Source organism: Shinella sp. Sh6, from assembly GCF_055392685.1.
The window spans coordinates 43,709-63,150 of the sequence record NZ_AP044007.1 but is presented as its reverse complement, the minus strand read 5'-3'; the positions used below and the strand labels follow the sequence as shown (position 1 = coordinate 63,150).

17 protein-coding genes are annotated in these 19,442 nt (G+C 66.8%); 13 read left to right on the top strand and 4 right to left on the bottom strand.

The window, feature by feature from the left end; all coding sequences use genetic code 11:
- Positions 1–277: 277 nt before the first annotated feature.
- Complete coding sequence (locus ACZ5TO_RS22425) at positions 278–2,431, top strand: TonB-dependent siderophore receptor (protein WP_464801187.1); 2,154 nt, start codon at positions 278–280, stop codon at positions 2,429–2,431.
- A 45-nt stretch (positions 2,432–2,476) separates the two neighbouring features.
- On the opposite strand, the gene ACZ5TO_RS22420 is transcribed toward ACZ5TO_RS22425, so the two are convergent.
- On the bottom strand, positions 2,477–3,370 hold the full coding sequence (locus ACZ5TO_RS22420) for a helix-turn-helix domain-containing protein (protein ID WP_343059459.1): 894 nt from the start codon (positions 3,368–3,370) through the stop codon (positions 2,477–2,479).
- Positions 3,371–3,499: 129 nt separating this feature from the next.
- A complete protein-coding gene (locus ACZ5TO_RS22415) occupies positions 3,500–5,929 on the bottom strand; it encodes a membrane-bound PQQ-dependent dehydrogenase, glucose/quinate/shikimate family (RefSeq protein WP_464801186.1) in 2,430 nt (809 codons plus the stop codon).
- Between the two features lie 138 nt (positions 5,930–6,067).
- On the opposite strand from ACZ5TO_RS22415, the gene ACZ5TO_RS22410 reads away from it, so the two are divergent.
- The 12 genes from ACZ5TO_RS22410 (at position 6,068) to ACZ5TO_RS22355 (ending at position 17,596) form a co-directional block, all read left to right on the top strand.
- Positions 6,068–6,736, top strand: a complete 669-nt coding sequence (locus ACZ5TO_RS22410; RefSeq protein ID WP_464801185.1) for a cytochrome c3 family protein — start codon at positions 6,068–6,070, stop codon at positions 6,734–6,736.
- Between the two features lie 91 nt (positions 6,737–6,827).
- On the top strand, positions 6,828–9,575 hold the full coding sequence (locus tag ACZ5TO_RS22405) for a 4Fe-4S dicluster domain-containing protein (protein WP_464801184.1): 2,748 nt from the start codon (positions 6,828–6,830) through the stop codon (positions 9,573–9,575).
- The gene (gene nrfD / locus ACZ5TO_RS22400; protein WP_464801183.1) at positions 9,572–10,903 is read left to right on the top strand and encodes an NrfD/PsrC family molybdoenzyme membrane anchor subunit; all 1,332 of its coding nucleotides are present in this window, start codon (positions 9,572–9,574) and stop codon (positions 10,901–10,903) included. The genes ACZ5TO_RS22405 and nrfD overlap by 4 nt, the downstream gene beginning before the upstream one ends.
- Complete coding sequence (locus ACZ5TO_RS22395; protein ID WP_464801182.1) at positions 10,896–11,456, top strand: DUF3341 domain-containing protein; 561 nt, start codon at positions 10,896–10,898, stop codon at positions 11,454–11,456. The genes nrfD and ACZ5TO_RS22395 overlap by 8 nt, the downstream gene beginning before the upstream one ends.
- A complete protein-coding gene (locus ACZ5TO_RS22390; protein WP_464801181.1) occupies positions 11,453–11,980 on the top strand; it encodes a c-type cytochrome in 528 nt (175 codons plus the stop codon). Before ACZ5TO_RS22395 ends, ACZ5TO_RS22390 begins: the two co-directional genes overlap by 4 nt.
- Positions 11,977–12,954, top strand: coding sequence for a hypothetical protein (locus ACZ5TO_RS22385; RefSeq protein WP_464801180.1), 978 nt, complete (start codon positions 11,977–11,979; stop codon positions 12,952–12,954). Before ACZ5TO_RS22390 ends, ACZ5TO_RS22385 begins: the two co-directional genes overlap by 4 nt.
- Positions 12,951–13,319, top strand: a complete 369-nt coding sequence (locus ACZ5TO_RS22380) for a hypothetical protein (protein ID WP_464801179.1) — start codon at positions 12,951–12,953, stop codon at positions 13,317–13,319. The genes ACZ5TO_RS22385 and ACZ5TO_RS22380 overlap by 4 nt, the downstream gene beginning before the upstream one ends.
- Positions 13,316–14,101, top strand: a complete 786-nt coding sequence (locus tag ACZ5TO_RS22375; protein ID WP_464801178.1) for an SCO family protein — start codon at positions 13,316–13,318, stop codon at positions 14,099–14,101. The genes ACZ5TO_RS22380 and ACZ5TO_RS22375 overlap by 4 nt, the downstream gene beginning before the upstream one ends.
- Positions 14,098–15,042 carry a cytochrome c oxidase subunit II gene (gene coxB, locus ACZ5TO_RS22370; protein ID WP_464801177.1) on the top strand — a complete coding sequence of 315 codons (945 nt, stop codon included), beginning with the start codon at positions 14,098–14,100 and terminating at the stop codon, positions 15,040–15,042. Before ACZ5TO_RS22375 ends, coxB begins: the two co-directional genes overlap by 4 nt.
- Positions 15,039–16,706 carry a cytochrome c oxidase subunit I gene (locus ACZ5TO_RS22365; RefSeq protein ID WP_464801176.1) on the top strand — a complete coding sequence of 556 codons (1,668 nt, stop codon included), beginning with the start codon at positions 15,039–15,041 and terminating at the stop codon, positions 16,704–16,706. Before coxB ends, ACZ5TO_RS22365 begins: the two co-directional genes overlap by 4 nt.
- Entirely contained in the window at positions 16,699–17,322 is a 624-nt protein-coding gene (locus tag ACZ5TO_RS22360; RefSeq protein WP_464801175.1) for a cytochrome c oxidase subunit 3, read from the top strand. Before ACZ5TO_RS22365 ends, ACZ5TO_RS22360 begins: the two co-directional genes overlap by 8 nt.
- 4 nt (positions 17,323–17,326) lie before the next feature.
- A complete protein-coding gene (locus tag ACZ5TO_RS22355) occupies positions 17,327–17,596 on the top strand; it encodes a cytochrome C oxidase subunit IV family protein (RefSeq protein WP_464801174.1) in 270 nt (89 codons plus the stop codon).
- Here the strand turns inward: ACZ5TO_RS22355 and ACZ5TO_RS22350 are convergent, their stop codons facing one another.
- Both ACZ5TO_RS22350 and ACZ5TO_RS22345 read right to left on the bottom strand, forming a co-directional pair.
- Positions 17,597–18,913: a PQQ-dependent sugar dehydrogenase gene (locus tag ACZ5TO_RS22350; protein ID WP_464801173.1), complete on the bottom strand. Its 1,317-nt coding sequence runs from the start codon at positions 18,911–18,913 to the stop codon at positions 17,597–17,599.
- Positions 18,910–19,359, bottom strand: a complete 450-nt coding sequence (locus ACZ5TO_RS22345) for a DUF2231 domain-containing protein (RefSeq protein WP_464801172.1) — start codon at positions 19,357–19,359, stop codon at positions 18,910–18,912. Before ACZ5TO_RS22345 ends, ACZ5TO_RS22350 begins: the two co-directional genes overlap by 4 nt.
- Positions 19,360–19,442 lie beyond the last annotated feature (83 nt).

Here is a 19,442-nt window from a genome sequence, read left to right as displayed (position 1 = left end):
TTTCGTTTCAGGTTCAGCCGGCGCCGTCAAGGCGGATGCCGGCCCCTCCTTGCGGTAGCTGCGAAGTTTCCGCGGGTTTCTACAAAACCGCAGGATTCTACAATACCGGAGTAAATGTCTCAAGTTATTGGCGTCTCAGGGGACATCGCGTATCGCTGCCGACGACCGGGCCGAAAGGATCCGGTTCGGAAGGGGTCGTCTGTCCGGGCTGGACTTCGGCATGGGGGCTTTGCCTGCCGGGACGGCAATGGAAACACCGGCTTTCGGAACGGAACCAATGCACATCGAAAAGACAGGCAGCGCCGGCAGGCAATCCTTCATCCGCTACAGGAACGCGCTTCTTCTGGGATGCACGGCGCTCGTTGCCTTCGCGCCGGCTTCGCTGCGCGCGCAGGAGGCGAACGGGGCTTCCGCCACGGTTCTGGAGACGATCACCGTCGACGGCGAGGGCACGGGTGCCGACAACGATTCCAAGACGATCGTCGCCAGGAAGACCACCGCTGTCGGCAAGATGCCGTCGGATATCCTGGAAACGCCCGCCACGGTCTCCGTCATCACCTCCAGGGAAATCCAGGAGCGCGCCGCGAGCAGCGTCGAGCAGGTCGTGCAATATACCGCGGGCGTCGTCACGGACTATTACGGTTCGGACGACCGCTACGACTACTTCAAGATCCGCGGCTTCACGCCCTTCACCTACCGCGACGGGCTGGTCGTCGGCCGGACCTGGAGCGGCATTCTCGAGGAACCCTATGCCTTCGAGCGCATCGAGGTCCTGAAGGGCGCCAATTCCACCGGCTTCGGCGTCTCCGACCCGGGCGGTTCGGTAAACTACGTCACCAAGACCCCGAAGAGCGAGCGCTTCGGCGAGGTCTACGGCACGGGCGGCTCGTTCGCGCACAAGGAAACGGGCTTCGACTTCGGCGACAACATCACCGAGGACGATACGCTTTCCTACCGCCTGACCGGCAAGTTCCAGCGGTCCGACGCCGAATACGATTATTCCCAGGATGATGAGAACTTCATCCTGGGCGGCCTGACCTGGCGCCCGACCGATACGACCAGCCTGACCTTCACCTTCGACCATCTGGACAGGGACGGCACGCCGAGCGGCGGCGGCCACCCGCGCGGCACGGATTTCGACAGGGACCGCTTCTTCGGCGAACCGGACTTCAACTACGACACGACGAACCGGAACACCTACAGCGTCATGCTCGACCACGATTTCGGCAACGGCCTGACCTTCAATTCCAGCGCCCGCTACAGCAAGTCGAACACCGGCTTCGGCTATGCCTACATCTTCGATGAAAAGGGCGCGTTCGATCCGGCGGACACCGAGGCGGATCGTATTTTCTTCAAGAGCGAAGGGTCCAACCAGCAACTCGTCCTCGATGCGCATATGCTCTACGAGGCGAGCCTGGACCAGGTGGACAGCCGCACGCTTGCCGGCGTCGAATACAGCAAACTCGAATCGGAAGGCGACACGCGCTATGAATATCCCCCGGTCTGGGGCGGTTCGGCGACGGGCATCAACTGGCAGAACCCGGTCTTTTCCGGCCCATCCGGTTCGTTTGCAAACCGCGCATGGCAGGAGAACGACCAGAAGACCAAGGCCATCTACTTCCAGCAGGATCTGACCTTCTTCGACAGGCTGACCGCGAGCATCGGTCTGCGCAACGACTGGCTCGATCTCAGCGAAACGGATCTGGCGAGCGGTGCCACGACGAGGGACGACTACAGCGAGTTCACCAAGCGGCTTGGCCTGAACTACAAGATCACGGACGAAGTCGCCGCCTATGTCAGCTACGCCGAATCCGTTGCGCCGCCGAGCGTGGGAATCGAGCCCACCACCGGCAAGCAGTATGAAGTCGGGGTCAAATATCGCCCGGACGCATTCTCGGCCTTGCTCAGCGCCTCCATCTACGATCTGACGCTGGAGAACATCACGACCCGCGACGCGCCCATATACCTGCCTGCCACGGTGAACAAGATCCGCCATCGCGGTCTCGATCTCGAAGCCAAGGTCGAGATGCCGAACAATATCAACCTGATCGCCGCCTATTCCTACATCGATTCCCGGATCGTCGAGGAAGGCGGCAAGCTGGACGGCAACAGCTTCGCGCAGGTCCCCGAGCATCTGGCCTCGATCTGGGGCACCTATACGCTGGAGGGTGACGGGCGGCGCGGCGACATGACCTTCGGGCTGGGCGCGCGCTATACGGGATCGTACTATTTCGACAACGCCAACACCCGCAAGTCGGACCCGGCGATCGTCTTCGATGCGGCCTTCACCTACAAGATCCAGGAGAACACGACGTTCCAGCTCAACGTCAGCAACCTGTTCGACGAGAAGCACATCGCCAACGACGACGGCGGCGCCTACTACTACAATCCGGGCCGCGCGATCTACGCGACCCTGCGCCAGACCTGGTGAGTATCCGTCCCGCCCGGGGTTTTTCTCCGGGTGGGGCTCCGGCCTTCAGCGCGCCTGCTGCATCCGCCGCCAGGCGGCGGGTGTTCCGCCGACGACCTGGCGGAAGGCCTTGGTGAGGTGCGCCTGGTCGGAAAAGCCGAGCTGGGCGGCGATGTCGGCGATGGTCAGTTCGTTTTCCACGAGCAGCGCCTGCGCAAGGTCGATGCGCTTGCCGAGCTGCCATTGCAGCGGCGTCTTGCCGGTGGTCTGCTTGAAGACGTTGGCGAACCAGCTTTCGGAAAGGCCGACGGTCTCGGCCATGTCGGCGACGCTGAGGGGCCGGCCGCCGCAGGCCCTGATGCGGGCGGTCAGCCTGTTCATCTGCGCCTGGGTGAGCCGGCCGTTGGACTGTTCGCTGCCCTGCTCGGGAATATCGAGCAGGCCCGTGACGATGCCCGCGACGAGGCTTTCCGCATAGACCGCGTGCCGCGTCGGCGTCGCGACCTCGTCGACCAGCAGGCCGGCCAAAGTCTCGATCGCCCCGGCATCCTGCAGCTCGACCGGCCGGCGCTGTGCGGCCAGCGCGGCCGATGCGCCGACCGAGGGGGTGAGGAACCGCGAGAGCCGGTCCTTGTGCATGTGCAGGTCGAGATGGGAAAAGCGGTGCGCGGCGGTAAAGCCCGTCCACAGCGGCACGCCGGCCGGCACGTAGATCGCCCGCGTCATGGGGCGCGCATGGTCTCCCATCCCGCCTTCGCGGTTGGTCATCCGGATGAAGGGCGACACGTCGTTGAAGAAGATCACGATGCGGGGATCGGGCGAAAGATAGTAGCCCTTCGCGCCCGGCTGGCCCTCCGCATCCCAGAAGACGCCGACGAGGCCGTCGAGGCTGCGCCATTTCACCGGCGCAAGGACCTTGATGCCTTCGGTATAGCAGGTCATCGAGTGCAGATAGCTCACCGCCCGGGACGCTCCTCGTTGGATGGGGCCTGGCTGAACGGCCCCAGGTCTGGCAGGGCCGTAAGATGACTAGAACTATCATATTTTTGTTCGGGGGCAAGGCTGCCGGTTTCCACCGGGAGAGGCGCGCTACGGCCGCGGCAGGGCGTAGGCCACGATCCGGTCGCCGTTCCTCGACCTCAGGCCCCCGTGTCCCCCGGCCGCGATGACGACGTATTGGCGGCCGTCGCGGCCGAGATAGGTCAGGGGCGTGGCGTTGCCGCCGGCGGGAAGATGGTCGCTCCAAAGGGTCTTGCCGCTCTTCGCATCGAGGGCGCGGATATATTGGTCCGTCGTCGCGCCGATGAACAGGAGGCCGCTTTTCGTCGCGATGCTGCCGCCCATGCTGAAGACGCCGGTCGGCAGACCGACGGGCAGGCGCAGGCCGAACGGCCCCATGTCGCGGGTCGTGCCGAAGGGGCGCTGCCAGAGGACCTTGCGGCTCGCAAGGTCGATTGCCTGCATCTGGCCCCATGGCGGCTGGACGCAAGGGATTTCCAGAGGGCTGAGCCAGGGTTCGACGACGATCGAAAACGGCGTTCCGTGCTGCGGATTGTTCTTGAAAGGCGGCTGCGGATAGGGCTCGTTCCAGCCCGACCACGCCTGGAACAGGCCTTTTTCGAGGGCCTTTCCATAGGGAAGCATGCGCAGCTTGAAGGGCATGAAGGTGGTGTTGATATACATCATGCGCCGGGCCGGATCGACGGTCGCGCCATACCAGTCGGACGTGCCGTCGAAGGCCGGCCAGCCGATGGTGGGCCTGAGGCCCGGCGGCGTGAACAGGCCTTCGTCATGCATCCGGCGGAATTCAATACGGCAGAGCAACTGGTCGACCGGGGTTGCGCCCCACATGTCCTTTTCCGTGAGCTTCGGCGCCCGCAGGGAGGGCATGCCGGTCGAGAAGGGCTGGGTCGGCGAATAGCGCTCGCCCGGAATGTCGCCGCTTGGGACCGGCTTTTCCTCGACCGGGAAGACCGGCTGGCCGGTGCGGCGGTCGAGAACGAAGATCTCGCCCTGTTTCGTCGTCTGGATCAGGGCGGGAACGACGCTGCCGTTCCGGTCCGGCAGGTCGACGAGCGCCGGGCCGGCCGGCAGGTCGAAATCCCACAGATCGTGATGAACGGTCTGGAAATGCCAGCGCTCCGCGCCGGTCGCGATATCGAGGGCGACGAGCGAACTGGAATAGGCATCGTCGAACGGTCGACGCTTGCCGCCGAAATAATCCGGCGTCGGCGAGCCGAGCGGGACATAGACGAGGTTCAGCCCGGGATCGGCCGTATAGACGCCCCAGCCGTTCGGCGTGCCGCGCGTATAGGTCTCATCGGGCGCGGGCTTCCTGTTGGCAGGCGTCTTGCCGATATCCCAGGACCAGGCGGGCGCGCCGGAGACCGCATCGAAGGCGCGCACGACGCCGGACGGCTCGCCCACTGTCTGGTTGTCGTAGACCCAGCCGCCGAGGATGATCTTGCCGTTGACGATCATCGGCGGCGAGGAGATGAAGTGAAAGCCCGGCGGAACCGGGCCCATATGCTCGCGCAGGTCGACCTGGCCATTGCTTCCGAAGGTTTCGCACGGCTTGCCCGTCTCCGCATCGAGCGCGATAAGCCGCGGCAGGTCCGATGCGGTGGAAATGATCCGGTGCGGGCAGGACGTCTGCGGCGCCTCGAAATAGGAAACGCCGCGGCAGGCCTGATAGACGTTCTTCGACATGTCGCCGCCGGGGCTGTAGCGCCATTTCTGCTGGCCGGTCGTCGCATCGAGCGCCACGACGTCCCGGTGCGGCGTGCAGAAATAAAGGCTGTCGCCGACCTTGATCGGCGTCACCTCGAAGCTGAATTCGCGGCCGTTGCTGTTCTCGCCCTCCTTCGGCAGGTCGCCGGTCGAGAAGGACCAGGCCTGCGTGAGATGCGAGACGTTTTCCGGCGTGATGCGGTCGAGGGGCGAATAGCGGTCGCCGGCCGGGGTGCGGCCGTAGAAATTCCAGTTTTCCGGAGCGACGCCGTCGTCATCCCCGGCCGCGATTCCAGCCACGGTGTTTGCCGGCGCCGCGGCGGCCTCGATCGTGCGCCGCTCGGTGATGCGGTAGCCGGCGAGGAAGACGAGTCCGATCAGGATCGCGCACGCGGCCATTGCCGCATAACAGGGCCAGACGGTGCTTTGCCGGGAAACCCGCAGCCGGCCCGCCACCAGCGGCGAGAACAGCCAGATGCCGAGGACGGCCGGCGCGACGAGCCGCGGGATCAGCGCCCATCCGTCGAGGCCCACCTCGTAGAGCGACCACAGGACCGTGCCGACGAGCAGGGCCGCATAGAGCCAGATGCCCGCGGGCCGGCCGAGGACGATGAGGACGCCGGCAGCAAGCAGCATCAGGCCGGCGGCTGCATAATAGGGGCTTCCGCCGAGAAGAAGCAGCCATGCGCCGAGGCCGAGAAGCCCGAGCCCGAGAAGGCCGGCGGCAACCCCGGTCACGGTGGCCCACCAGGGCCGGGCCCGCCCGCCCGCGATCGATTGCCGGGTCATGATGCCTCCTCGCCGGAAAGATGCTGGATCTACGACCAAACTTTCCTGCCGGGTCGATGTTCCCGCCGCCCGTGGCCAACCCATCGAGGCGTGGAACCAAAGCCGCTGCCGATCGTTGCGTGCATTGGAGGGGAGAGCGTGGCGCAGATCTTCACAGCATCGGCGGACACCCGGCTGCGGGCGGCGGCATTGCTCGGGGTGGTGGCCCTTGTGATGGCGCTGGTCGTTCTCGGCGGTTACGCGGATTCGAGCTATGCCACGCTCGTCGGCTGGGTCGAGCCTCAGCCGGTGCCCTTCAGCCACCAGCATCATGTGGGCGAGCTCGGCATCGATTGCCGCTATTGCCACGCGGCGGCCGAAACCGGCGCCCATGCCGGCCTGCCCTCGACCTTCACCTGCATGACCTGTCATTCGCAGATCTGGACCGGCGCGCCGATGCTGGCGCCGGTGCGGGCGAGCCTTGCTTCAGGCAAGCCGCTCGAATGGCAGCGCGTGGCGCGCCTGCCGGACTATGTCTATTTCGACCATTCGATCCATCTTTCCCGTGGCGTGCCCTGCGTCACCTGCCACGGCCGGGTCGACCGCATGCCGCTGATGAGCCGGGCGCAGCCCTTCCAGATGCAATGGTGCCTCGATTGCCATCGCAATCCCGCCCCGCATCTGCGCCCGCCCGCCGAAATCACCCGCATGGACTGGAGCAATTGGGACGAAGAGCCCGGCATCCACGCCGTCTACGGCGAGTTGATGACCAAGGTCTACGGGATCGAGCCGGCCAAGCTCACCCAATGCAACATCTGTCACAGGTGATGTCATGACAGGGGATCGGCAGCGCGAAAGGTGGGAAAGAGCGGCGGCGGGCCGCCCGGACGGTGTCGATCGGAGGACCTTGCTCAAGGCCATGGCCGCGAGCCTGGCGCTGGCCGGGCTTTCCGGCTGCGGCGCGCAGGCGGATGAAAAGGCGCTGCCCTATGTGCGCGAGCCGGAGGGCTTTGCGGATGGCGCGGTTCGCTGGTATGCGACGGCGGCCGTCTTCGAGGGCTATGCCCAGCCGGTTCTCGGCAAGACCGTCTCCGGCCGGCCGATCAAGCTGGAAGGCAATCCCGATCACCCGGTCTGCGGCGGCGCGACGGATGCCTTTACCCAGGCCGCCTTGCTCGGCCTCTACGATCCCGCCCGCTCGCAGGCGCCCCGCCGGGAAGGGCGGCCCGTCGCCTGGAGCCTGTTCGAGCGGTTCGCCGACGACCTTGCCGTCCGGCTCGATCAGGAAAAGGGCAGGGGCCTGCGCCTTCTGACGGGGCCTCTCTCGTCGCCGACCATGCTGGCGCAGATCGCCGCGATGATGCGGCGCTGGCCGCAGGCGCGCTGGCATGTGAGCGACCCGGCGGGACCGGCGGAATGGCGCCGCGCTGCGCGGCAGCTTTTCGGCCGTGTCCTCGATCGCCAGCCGGCCTTCGACAAGGCGGAGGTCGTGGTCAGCTTCGACGGCGACTTCCTGGGGCCGGGGCCGCGGCAGACGCCGAATGCGCGGCAATTCGCCGAAGCGCGGCGCAGGCGGCAGGCAGGAAAGGGGCGGTTCCGGCTTCTGGCGGCCGAGCCGGTGCCGTCGGCGACCGGCGTTGCGGCCGACCGGCGGCTGATGGCAAGTCCCGGGCGGATCGGCCGTCTGCTGACGGCGCTGGCGGAGGGACTGGAAAGCGGGACGGTGCCGGTCGCCGGCCTCTCCCGCACGCAGAGCGATTGGCTTTCCGATGCCGTAAAGGCCCTGAAGGACGCAGGCCCGCGCGGCCTCGTGATCGCCGGCGACTGCCTGCCGGCCGACTGGCAGGCGCTTGCCATGCGGATGAACCACCGTCTCGGCAGCTTCGGCGAGACGATGCGGTTTTCCGAGCCCGTGCTTGCCGCGCCGCCGGATGGCGAGGAGAGCCTTTCGGTGCTGGCGCGGGATATCGATGCCGGCGCGGTCTCGACGCTGATGATCGTCGGCGCCAATCCCGTCTATGCCGCGCCGGGCGATCTCGATCTTGCCCGGCACCTGAAGGCGGTCGCGACGACCATCCATGCGGGCACCCACCGGGATGAAACGGCGGCGCTGTGCCAATGGCACCTGCCCCTGCAGCACGATCTCGAAAGCTGGGGCGATGCCCGCGCCGTCGACGGGAGCGCCTCTATCCTCCAGCCGCTGGTGCGGCCGTTTTACGATGTGCGGACCGCCCCGGTCCTGCTGGCCGGGCTGATGGGGCGGAACGTCTCGGACCGCACCCTGGTCGAGGAGACCTGGCGGGAACGCTGGGGCGCGGATTTTTCCGCCCGCTGGCAGCAAGCCCTGCTGGAGGGCCGGGTGGCGGATACGGCAGCGCCCGTAGTCTTGCCGACCCCCGCCGGGGCCGCGCCGGCCATCGTGCCGGAAACCGCGGCCGAAGGCCTTACGCTGGTGATCCGCCCCGATGCCGGCGTGTGGGACGGCTCTCTTTCCGACAATGCCTGGGCGCAGGAAACGCCGCGCCCGCTGAGCAAGGTCACCTGGGGCAATGTCATCGGCATCGGGCCGGGACTGGCGCTGGAACGCGGACTTGAGACCGGCGATGTCGTCACCATTTCCGTGGGAAGCGCCTCGGTCGCCGGCCCGGTCCGGGTCACGCCCGGCCAGCACGACGGGGTCGTTTCCGTGACGCTCGGCTATGGCCGGCGGCATGAAGGCGGGTTGGCCGAAGGCCTCGGCCACGATGCCTATGCCCTGCAGCAGGGCGCCAATCGCTGGCAGCGCGGCGGCGTGCGGCTGGAGCCGGCGGGCCGGCACGAGGCGATTGCGACGACGCAGCCGCATCAGGCGATGGACGGCTTCGATTTCGTCCGCACGGTTCTGCCCGGCGGCGCCGTGCCCGACGGGAAGCAGGCGGAGGAGAACGCGTCCTTCTATCCGAAGGCGCCGGTGCAGGATCCGTCCTGGGGCATGGTGATCGACCTCGACCTCTGCATCGGCTGCAATGCCTGCGTGACCGCCTGCCAGGCGGAAAACAACATTCCCGTCGTCGGCAAGGACCTCGTCGCCGAGGGGCGCGAGATGCACTGGCTGCGCATCGATCACTACCACGAAGGCGATGTCGCCGACCCGAAACACCATTTCCAGCCGGTGCCCTGCATGCATTGCGAGGATGCGCCCTGCGAGATGGGCTGTCCGGTCAATGCCGCGATCCACAGCGCCGACGGACTCAATCTGCAGGTCTACAACCGCTGCATCGGCACCCGCACCTGCTCGTCCTACTGTCCCTACAAGGTGCGGCGCTTCAACTGGTTCGATTTCACCGGCAACGATCCGGAGACCATCCGGGCCATGCGCAATCCCGATGTGACGGTGCGCAGCCGCGGCGTGATGGAGAAGTGCACCTACTGCGTCCAGCGCATCGCCGGGGCGCGCATTGCGGCCGACAGGGAAGGCCGCGATATCCGCGAGGGCGAGGTGGTCACCGCCTGCCAGCAGGCCTGCCCGACGAAGGCGATCGTGTTCGGCAATATCGCCGACAACGCCTCCGCCGTCTCGAAAGGCAAGGCAGATCCGCGCAACTACACCCTGCTTGCCGAGGCGAACACCCGGCCGCGCACCACCTACCTGGCGCGGATATCCGATCCTGCGGAGGAGAAGGGATGAGCGAGACCGCCTCCGATACCCGCATCACCGCCGAGATCACGCGCATCCCGCTTCACCATCCGCATATGCGCAACTGGTGGCTGCTCTTCGGCCTGTCCCTGCTCCTGCTCGGCTGTTTCTTCGTTGCGGCCGGCGCGCTCTTCCTCAACGGCGTCGGCATGTGGGGCAACAATATTCCGGTCAATTGGGGACTGGCGATCTCCAACTATGTCTGGTTCCTCGGCATCGGCCATGCCGGAACGCTGATTTCCGCGCTGCTCCTGATCACCAATGCCCATTGGCGCAATTCCCTCAACCGCTTCGCCGAGGCGATGACGCTGTTTGCCGTCGTCTGCGCCGGGCTCTATCCGATCCTGCATCTCGGGCGTCCCTGGCTGTTCTACTGGATGGCGCCCTATCCCAACACGATGACGCTCTATCCGCAGTTCAAGAGCCCCCTGAGCTGGGATTTCTTCGCGGTGCTGACCTATCTCACCGTGTCGCTGCTCTTCTGGTATATCGGCATCGTGCCCGATCTCGCTTCCGTGCGTGACCGGGCGAAGACCCGCCGCGCCCAGGTCCTCTACGGGCTTGCGGCGCTCGGCTGGCGCGGCTCGGGCCGGCATTGGGCGCGCTGGCAGCAGGCCTATCGGCTGACAGCGGCAATCGCCGTGCCGCTCGTCGTCTCGGTGCATTCGGAAATCTCGCTGCTCTTTGCCGCCGGGCCCATTCCCGGCTGGACTTCCACGGTCTTCCCGGCCTATTTCGTCATGGGCGCCGCCTTCTCGGGTTTTGCCGTCGTGCTGATGATCGCCGTGACGCTGCGCCATGCGCTGTCGCTCCGGGATATCGTCACCGAACGGCATCTCGACCTGCTCGCCCGCTTCCTGCTGGCCACCGGCCTGATGACGGCCTACGGCTACGTCTACGAGGTGTTCGACGCGCTCTACGGCGGGGAAAAGCAGGACCTCGCCACGCTGCACGACCGTTTCACCGGCCTTTACGCCTATAGCTACTGGGGCGCGGTGATCTTCAATTTCGTGCCGCTGCAATTGCTGTGGTTCCGCGGCATCCGGGCAAGGCCGGCCGTGCTCTTCCTCATCGCCACCTCCGTCGTCGTCGGCATGTGGTACGAGCGCTACATGCTGCTGATGACGGCGCTCTACCGGGACTATCTCGTTTCCTCCTGGGGCGAGTACCACGCGAGCTTGTGGGAATGGCTGCTGTTTGCCGGCATGATCGGCGTCTTCCTTGCGCCCTTCCTGCTCTTCGTCCGCTTCCTGCCGGTGATCTCAGCCTTCGAGGTGAAGGAAGCGCTGCGCGAAACGGGGGATCTCCGCCATGCGTGAGCCCTCCGCCGACAAGGAACCCTTCGGGCTGATGGCGGAATTCCGCGCGCCGGAGCAACTGGTCGATGCCGTCCGCCGGAGCCGGGAGGCCGGCTACCGCTCGCTCGATGCCTATTCGCCCTATCCGCTCGAGGAGATGCGGCAAGCGCTCGGAATGACCGGGAACGTCGTGCCCTGGCTCTGCCTCACCGGCGGCGTGCTGGGCGCGGCGACGGGCTACGGGTTGCAGCTCTATACGAACGACGCCTATCCGATCGCCATCGGCGGGCGGCCGCTCTTTGCCTGGCAGCCCTTCATGCTGATCACCTTCGAGCTGATGGTGCTGTTCGCGGTCGGCTTCGCGATTGCCGGCATGCTGGTGCTGAACCACCTGCCGCGCCTGCACCATCCGGTCTTCGGGGTCACGGATTTCCACCGCGCGAGCGCCGACCGCTTCTTCCTCGCCATCTTCTGCAACGATCCCCGCTTCGAGATCGCGGAAACGGCCGCCTTCCTCCAATCGCTGGAACCGCTCCGCGTCGAGGCGATCCAATCGACGGAGGAGCCGGAATGAGGCTGCTCCTGCCGCTGATCGCCCTCCTTCTCGCCGGTTGCGACGACATGCGCCACCAGCCGCGCTACGATTCCTACGAGGAGAGCAAGCTCTTCGCCGACGGCAAGGCGTTGCAGGCGCCGCCCGAGGGCACGGTGGCGCGCGATGCGGCGGAGCAGCAGCGCGCGCTGGCAGAGCGGCCGCCGCTGACCGCGGCCCTGCTGGTGCGCGGCCGCGAGCGCTACGGCATCTATTGCACGCCCTGTCACGATGCCGCCGGTTTCGGCGAAGGCACTGTGCCGGCACGGGGCTTTCCGCAGCCGCCGAGTTTTCATATCGCCCGGCTGCGCACCGCGCCGTCGCGCCATTTCGTCGATGTCATCACCCATGGCCACGGCGTCATGTATTCCTATGCGAACCGCGTTTCTCCGGCCGACCGCTGGGCCATCGCCGCCTATATCCGCGCCCTGCAACTCAGCCAGGACGCGGCAGCCTCGGAGCTCTCCGAGGACGAGCGCCGAAAGCTCGGAAAGGCGGGATCATGAGGGCCGGGCTCGCTTTTCCCCGCCCGATGCCGGCGGCCGTGGGCCTGGCCGCGGCGCTGCTGCTCGGGCTTGCGGACCTGCGGGCGGCGCTTGCCGGATGGCTGGCGGCGCTTTGTCTGGCAGTCGGCGTGCCGTTCGGCTGCCTCCTCTTCGTCGCGGTCATGCGGCTTGTGCCGGGAAAATGGCGCGGGGCGATGGGCCGGGAGGCGGAGAGCGGACTGTCCTTGCTTCCGTTCGCGCTGCCGGCGGCGCTGCCGATCCTTGCCGGAGCGGCGTGGCTCTATCCCTGGGCCGGGGCGAACGATCTGGAGGGGTTCAAGGCGGTCTACCTGACGCCGCTGTTCTTCGGCCTGCGCGGCGTTGCCGTCCTTGCGCTTTTCATCGTGCTCGGCCTTGCGCTTAAAACGGCGAGCAAGGGCGCTGCGGTGATCGCCTTGGTCGCCTTCGTGCTTCTCGACGGCGTGCTTGCCGTCGACTGGCTGATGTCGCTCGACACGGATTTCCATTCCTCGGGTTTCGGGCTCTACGTTCTGGCGCTTCAGGTCCTCACCGCCTTCAGCTTCATCGTGCTGGTAAGCGAGCCCGATCCGCCGGCGGAGAATGTCTGCCTGCTGGGTGTGCTGTTCCTCTCGGTGCAACTGCTCTGGCCCTATTTCGCCTTCATGCAATATTTCATCGTCTGGTCGGACAACCTGCCCAAGCTGGCGCAATGGTATCTGGCCCGCGGCGCCGGGCCCTGGGCGGTAACGGCAGAGGTCTTCACCGGGCTTCGTCTTGCCGCGCTTCTTGCGCTGCTCTTTCCGCCCGTGCGTGGGGATATCGGCCTCCTGCGCCTCATCGCGGCGGCGAGCCTCCTGGCGAACGCGCTCGAATATCTCTGGCTGGTCCTGCCTTCGCTGCCGGAAGGCGGCGGCATCGCTTTCGTCGCCTTCGCCCTGTCGCTCCTCGGCCTGATCAGGGGAGGGATGCGATGACCGAACGATCCCAACCCGCTTTCGAGAAGCGTGATGTCGGCGCCGGCCGGATCCTGCTCTTCGGCGCGGCCGTGACGGCGGGGCTGATCGTCTCCTTCGCCTTCGTCGGCTGGCTCATCCATGCCTTCCAGCCGGTGCCTTCCAGGGGCCGCAGCGAGGTCAGGGAGGGCATTCGCCTGCAGGTCGATCCCGCCGGGGAGCGCCGGCGCCTGCAGGAGAGGGCCGCCGCGCGGCTCGCCGGCTACGGCTGGACCGACGCCTCCGCCGGCCGGGTCCATATCCCGATCGAAAGGGCGATGGACCTTCTTGCCGAACGCGGCTGGCCGGACGGGGCCGCCGACAAGCCGAAGGAGGGCGGGCCATGATCCGCCTCCTCCTCATCGCGTTTCTCGCCATCGGCGGTGCCGCCCATGCCTTCGACCCGTTCCAGGCGGCCGGCATCGATGAGAAACCCGCCGCTGCCGTGCCGCTCGATCTTCCTTTCACGCAGGCCGATGGCACGCGGACGAGCCTGCGCGCCCTTGCCAACGGCAAGCCGATCCTGCTCGCCCCCGTGCTGCACCGCTGCCCCAATATTTGCGGCGTCACCCTTTCGGGCCTGATGCAGGCGATCTCCGCCCAGAAATACCGGCCGGGGCAGGATTTTACCCTCGTCGCCTTCGGTATCGACCCTGAAGAAGGCCCGGACGCCGCAGCCGCATCCCTGCAGGAATTGCGCCTGCGCTTTCCGGCGATCCTCGAAAGCGGCGTTCATGCCCTGACCGGCAGCATGGCGGATATCCGGGCGGTCACCGATGCGCTCGGCTACCGCTATCAATGGGACGACCGGATCGGCCAGTACGCCCATGTCGCCGCCGTCGCGGTGCTGACGCCGGACGGGCGGCTGAGCCGCTGGCTCTATGGCCTCGCCCCCGCGCCGGACGATGTGCAACTGGCCCTGACGGAAGCCGGCGAAGGCACCATCGGCGGCCTTGCCGAAAAACTGCTGCTCCTGTGCTACCACTACGATCCCGAGACAGGCCGCTATTCGCCGCTGGTCTGGACGGCGCTGCGGCTCGCCGGCGGCGTGACGGTCGGGGCCGGCGGGCTGGCGCTGGCGGCCGCTTTCCGGCGGGAGCGCCGCAAGGCGCGGAAGGAGGAGGCATGAGCGATTTCATCGCGCTCTGGCCCGGCGCGGCCTCCGCCTACAGCCGCGAGGTGGATCTGCTGATCGGCGCCTTCACGGTGCTGATCGTCGCGCTCTCGGCGCCCGTCTTCATCCTGATCGTCGTCTTTGCCACGAAGTATCGCCGCGGCAAGCCGGCGAACCGCCGGCACGCGCCGGACCGCAACGTCTGGCTGGAAGTCTCCTGGACGCTGGTCCCCTTCCTGCTGCTGATCGGCTTCTATGTCTGGTCGACCCATCTCTTCGCCGGGCTCTACCATCCGCCGGCCGAAGCGCTGGAGATCGACGTCGTCGCAAAGCAATGGATGTGGAAGTTCAGGCATCCCGAAGGGCAGGGCGAGATCAACGAACTGCATGTGCCCGCCGGCGAGCCCGTGCGCCTCGTCATGGCCTCGCAGGACGTGGTGCACAGCCTCTTCGTGCCGGCGCTGCGGCTGAAGCAGGACGTCGTGCCGGGGCGCTATACGTCGATGTGGTTCACGGCGGACATGCCGGGCACCTACCGCCTCGCCTGCGCGGAATTCTGCGGCGCGGACCATTCGGTGATGGGCGGCAGCGTCGTCGTCATGGAACCGGCCGACTATGCCCGCTGGCTGGAGGAGACAGGCACCGACCGGACGCTCGCCGCCGAGGGCGCCGTGCTCTTCCGCCAGCGCGGCTGCAGCGGCTGCCACGACCCGGCATCCACGGTGCACGCGCCGGATCTTGCCGGCCTCTACATGCGCCCCGTGCCGCTGGAAAGCGGCGGGACGGTGATCGCCGACGCGCAATACCTGCGCGACAGCATTCTCCTGCCGCAGGCGCAAATCGCGGCCGGCTATCCGCCGATCATGCCGACCTTCGCCAACGTCCTCGACGAGGAGGAGGTTCTGAAGCTCGTGGCCTATATCCAGTCGCTGAAGGGCGGAAAGGAGCGGCAATGACCCCGCAGGAACGGCCAGACCGGGAAAACCTCGCCGATACCGGCCTGTCGGAAACCCCGGCGGAGCGCGTCAGCTACCTGCGCGCCGGCCATACGCTGAAATCCTGGCTCCTGACCACCGATCACAAGCGCATCGCCATTCTCTACCTGATCTCGATCACCTTCTTCTTTTTCGTCGGCGGGGCGGCGGCGGCGCTGGTGCGCCTCGATCTCCTGACCCCGGCGGGCGACCTCCTCAGCAACGAGGGCTACAACCGCGCCTTCACGCTGCATGGCGTGATCATGGTCTGGTTCTTCCTGATCCCGTCGATCCCCAACACCTTCGGCAATTTCCTTGTGCCGCTGATGATCGGCGCCCGCGACCTCGCCTTTCCGCGGCTCAATCTCCTCAGCTGGTACATCTTCATGCTGGCCGGGCTCTTCACGCTGGCGGTGCTGATCCTCGGCGGCCTCGATACCGGCTGGACCTTCTACACGCCGCTCTCCTCGATGTTCGCCCACGGCCAGGTGGTGCTCGCGGCGACCGCCGTCTTCGTCGCCGGCTTCTCCTCGATCCTGACGGGGCTGAACTTCATCGTCACGGTGCACAAGCTGCGCTGCCCCGGCATGACCTGGGGCCGGCTGCCGCTCTTCGTCTGGTCGATCTACGCCACGTCGCTGATCCTCGTGCTGGCGACGCCCGTGCTGTCGATCACGCTGGCGCTGATCGCCGCCGAACGGCTGTTCGGCCTCGGCGTCTTCGATCCCGCGGTCGGCGGCGATCCGCTGCTCTACCAGCACCTCTTCTGGTTCTACAGCCATCCGGCCGTCTACATCATGGTGCTGCCGGCGCTCGGCGTGGTGAGCGAGCTGGTGGCGGCCGCCGCCCGCAAGCCGATCTTCGGCTATGCCTTCGTCGCCGGCTCCTCCATGGCGATTGCCGTCCTCGGCTTTTTCGTCTGGGGGCACCACATGTTCGTCTCCGGCCAGTCGATGTATGCGAGCGCCGTCTTCTCCTTCCTCAGCATCGCCGTCGCCATTCCCTCGGGCGTCAAGGTCTACAACTGGACGGCGACGCTCTATAAGGGCCACATCTCGCTCGATCCGCCCTTCCTCTTCGCCATGGCCTTCATCGGCCTCTTCGTGGTCGGCGGGCTCACCGGCCTCATCCTCGCCATGCTGGCGGTCGACGTGCATGTGCACGACACCTATTTCGTGGTGGCGCATTTCCACTACATCATGGTGGGCGGGGCGGTCTCCGCCTTCTTCGGGGCGCTGCATTTCTGGTGGCCGAAGATGTTCGGCCGCCGCTATTCGCTGGTCTGGGGGCGGCTGTCGGCGCTCCTCATCTTCCTCGGCTTCAACCTCACCTTCTTCCCGCAGTTCCTGCTTGGCTATCTCGGCATGCCGCGCCGCTACCACGTCTATCCGCCGGAATTCCAGGTGCTGCATGTCCTGTCCTCGGCGGGCGCGGGCATTCTCGGCCTCGCCTATCTCATGCCCTTCGCCTATCTCTTCTACGCCCTGCGCTACGGCCCGCCGGCCGGCGACAATCCCTGGGGCGTGACGGGTCTCGAATGGCAGACCCGCTCGCCGCCGCCCAAGCACAATTTCGACGCCGTGCCGGTCGTCGACGGCCCGCCCTACGACTACCATGTCGAGATGGAGGGAGACGAGGATGGCTGACCGCGTCCGCGAGCCCTATGCCGCGCCCGGCCAGCAGCGCGAGGCGGCGATGATGGGCATGTACATCTTCCTTGCCAGCGAGACGATGCTGTTTTCCGGCCTCTTCCTCGTCGCGCTCTACCTGCGGCTGGAACGTGCGCCGGAAGTCGTCGCCGCCTCGCGGCAGATGCATTATTTCATCGGCGCGGCGAACACGGCGCTGCTCCTGACATCGAGCCTGCTGGTCGCGCTGGCGGTGGAGGAGGCGCGCGAGGGGCGCGCCCGGCCGGCGGTGCTGGCCACGGCCATCCTGCTCGGCCTCGGCTTTCTCGCCCTGAAGGCGGTGGAATACCGGATGGAGTATGCGGAAGGCATCCTGCCGCTGCCGGGCGCCGCGACGGAATTTTCGTCGCCGGCCCGGCACGCCTTCATGAACCTCTACCTGATCGCGACGGCGCTGCATGCCGTGCACCTTTCCATCGGTATCGGCCTCCTGGCGACGCTGGCGGTGCGGCTGCTGCGCGGCACGCTGCCCCTGCCGGAGCGCAGCATCGTGATGGTGAATGCCGGACTCTACTGGCACCTCGTCGACGTGATCTGGATCTTCCTCTATCCCATCTTCTATCTTGCGAGGTGAGGCCATGCGCACCGCATCCCCCGTCGTCGTCTGGATCGTGCTGCTCGCCCTGCTCGGGCTGACCCTCGCGGCGAGCTTCGTCCTCAGCGGCATGATCGGGCTCACCGTCGCGCTGGCTGTCGCGAGCGTGAAATCCGGCCTCGTCTTCTGGCGCTACATGCACCTGCGGGAAGTCTCGGGTCTGCTGCGGATCGCAGCGCTCGGCGCGCTCTTCTGGGTGTTCGTGCTCCTTGCCTTCGTCACCGCCGACTATCTGACGCGCGGGCTTGCCTGATCAGGAGCCGGCCGTGACGCGCCAGACGGTGTTGCCGACGTCGTCGGCGATCAGCAGCGCCCCCTTCGCATCGACACCGACGCCGACCGGGCGTCCGCGGGCCTCGTCGTCCTTGTCGAGGAAGCCGGTCACCACGTCCTCGGCCTTGCCGCTCGGACGGCCGTCCTCGAAGGGCACGAAGACGACCTTGTAGCCGTTGAACTTCTGGCGGTTCCAACTGCCGTGCTCGCCGACGAAGGCACCGCCGCGATATTTCTCCGGCAGGGCTTCGGCCGCATAGAAGGTCATCCCCAGGGGCGCGACATGGGAGCCGAGCGCATAGTCCGGTGCGATGGCCTTCTCGACGAGATCGGGCCGCTGCGGCATGACACGGGGATCGACGTGCTGGCCGTAATAGCTGTAGGGCCAGCCATAGAAGGCGCCGTCGCGGACCGAGGTCATATAGTCGGGAACGAGGTTCGGGCCGAGCTCGTCGCGCTCGTTCACCACGGCCCAGAGCTGTTTCGTCACCGGCTCGATGCTGAGGCCGTTCGGGTTGCGCAGGCCGCTGGCGAAGATGCGCCAGGCCCCGGTCGTCCGGTCGACCTCCCAGACGGCGGCGCGGTTTTCCTCGGCCTGTATGCCGTTCTCGGTGATGTTGCTGTTGGAGCCGACGCCGACATAGAGCTTGGTGCCGTCGGGGCTGGCGACAAGGCTCTTCGTCCAGTGGTGATCGATCGGCCCGCCGGGAAGCGCAGTCAGCATGGTCGGCCTGGCGGTGATCGCGGTCTCGCCGGTCCGGTAGGGATAGCGCATGATCGCGTTGGTGTTGGCGACATAGAGGTCGTTGCCGACGAGGGCGACGCCGAAGGGCGAATCGAGATGGTCGAGGAAGACGCTCTTCACCTCCGGCACGCCGTCGCCGTCGGCGTCGCGAAGCAGGGTGATGCGGTTGCTCGGCTGGTCGCCGCCACTGCCGGTCGAGAGCGACTGGATCCAGCCCATGACGAGGTCCTTCGGCCGGCGGGCGGGTTCCGTTCCCGGGCCCTTGGATTCCACCGCCAGCACGTCGCCGTTCGGCAGAACGTAGACGGAGCGCGGATGCTGTAGGCCGGTGGCGAAGGCGGCGATCTTGAGGCCCGGCGCGACCGCCGGCGTCTCGTCCTTCTTCCAGCCGACGACCGAGGCGATATGCATGGGCGGAAACAGATATTGCTGCTGTTCGGGCAGTTCAGGATCGGCGCCGATCTGCGTTTGCAGGTCGAAATCGTCGTCGCTGCAGGCCGAGGCCAGCCCGAGGAGGGGCAGGAGCAGGAGAGCGTTGCGGAGCGATGTCATGGCTGGACCTCCCGGTCGGCGCGGCGAAGCTCGACCATGCGCCAGATGGCCGTCAGCAGCAGCACGAAGACCGTGGCCGCCGAGAGCGTCAGCCCCCACGGGACGACCGAGGTCCAGGCGTCGCGGCTGTGGATCAGCGTGTTGAAGACGGCGAGCACCACGACGAGGATGCCGGCGAGAAGATAGGGCAGGCGCGGCACGAGCCGTCGCCGCGGGCGGGCGACGAGATGGCCGATGAGCGCGGCGAGGATTGCGACGACGGCGGCCACCGCGCTCGTCGAAACCAGCCAGGCGGAAAAATCGGCCCAGAGGAACTCGGCGCTTTTCCAGTAGGCGATATCCGTCAGCAGCCCGCCGATCATGCAGGCGATGGCGAAGGCCGCGATCAGTTCCTGCGGGGTATGGCGGTGGAGGGCGGGTGGATAGGCGTCCTCGGTCGTGGCCATGCCATTCTCCTTTGCGTGGATATTCCTTTCCAACAGGAAGACGCGCCGGATGTTCCCCGGCTCCTTCATTTGGTCCGCGCGAA

Bases quoted from the DNA above. Each gene is read 5' to 3' on its own strand.
- ACZ5TO_RS22385 (WP_464801180.1), top strand. From the start codon at position 11,977: ATGAGGGCCGGGCTCGCTTTTCCCCGCCCGATGCCGGCGGCCGTGGGC.
- nrfD (WP_464801183.1), top strand. From the start codon at position 9,572: ATGAGCGAGACCGCCTCCGATACCCGCATCACCGCCGAGATCACGCGC.
- ACZ5TO_RS22375 (WP_464801178.1), top strand. From the start codon at position 13,316: ATGATCCGCCTCCTCCTCATCGCGTTTCTCGCCATCGGCGGTGCCGCC.
- coxB (WP_464801177.1), top strand. From the start codon at position 14,098: ATGAGCGATTTCATCGCGCTCTGGCCCGGCGCGGCCTCCGCCTACAGC.
- ACZ5TO_RS22380 (WP_464801179.1), top strand. From the start codon at position 12,951: ATGACCGAACGATCCCAACCCGCTTTCGAGAAGCGTGATGTCGGCGCC.
- ACZ5TO_RS22390 (WP_464801181.1), top strand. From the start codon at position 11,453: ATGAGGCTGCTCCTGCCGCTGATCGCCCTCCTTCTCGCCGGTTGCGAC.
- ACZ5TO_RS22405 (WP_464801184.1), top strand. From the start codon at position 6,828: ATGGCCGCGAGCCTGGCGCTGGCCGGGCTTTCCGGCTGCGGCGCGCAG.
- ACZ5TO_RS22345 (WP_464801172.1), bottom strand. From the start codon at position 19,359: ATGGCCACGACCGAGGACGCCTATCCACCCGCCCTCCACCGCCATACC.
- ACZ5TO_RS22360 (WP_464801175.1), top strand. From the start codon at position 16,699: ATGGCTGACCGCGTCCGCGAGCCCTATGCCGCGCCCGGCCAGCAGCGC.
- ACZ5TO_RS22365 (WP_464801176.1), top strand. From the start codon at position 15,039: ATGACCCCGCAGGAACGGCCAGACCGGGAAAACCTCGCCGATACCGGC.
- ACZ5TO_RS22355 (WP_464801174.1), top strand. From the start codon at position 17,327: ATGCGCACCGCATCCCCCGTCGTCGTCTGGATCGTGCTGCTCGCCCTG.
- ACZ5TO_RS22425 (WP_464801187.1), top strand. From the start codon at position 278: ATGCACATCGAAAAGACAGGCAGCGCCGGCAGGCAATCCTTCATCCGC.
- ACZ5TO_RS22395 (WP_464801182.1), top strand. From the start codon at position 10,896: ATGCGTGAGCCCTCCGCCGACAAGGAACCCTTCGGGCTGATGGCGGAA.
- ACZ5TO_RS22415 (WP_464801186.1), bottom strand. From the start codon at position 5,929: ATGACCCGGCAATCGATCGCGGGCGGGCGGGCCCGGCCCTGGTGGGCC.
- ACZ5TO_RS22350 (WP_464801173.1), bottom strand. From the start codon at position 18,913: ATGACATCGCTCCGCAACGCTCTCCTGCTCCTGCCCCTCCTCGGGCTG.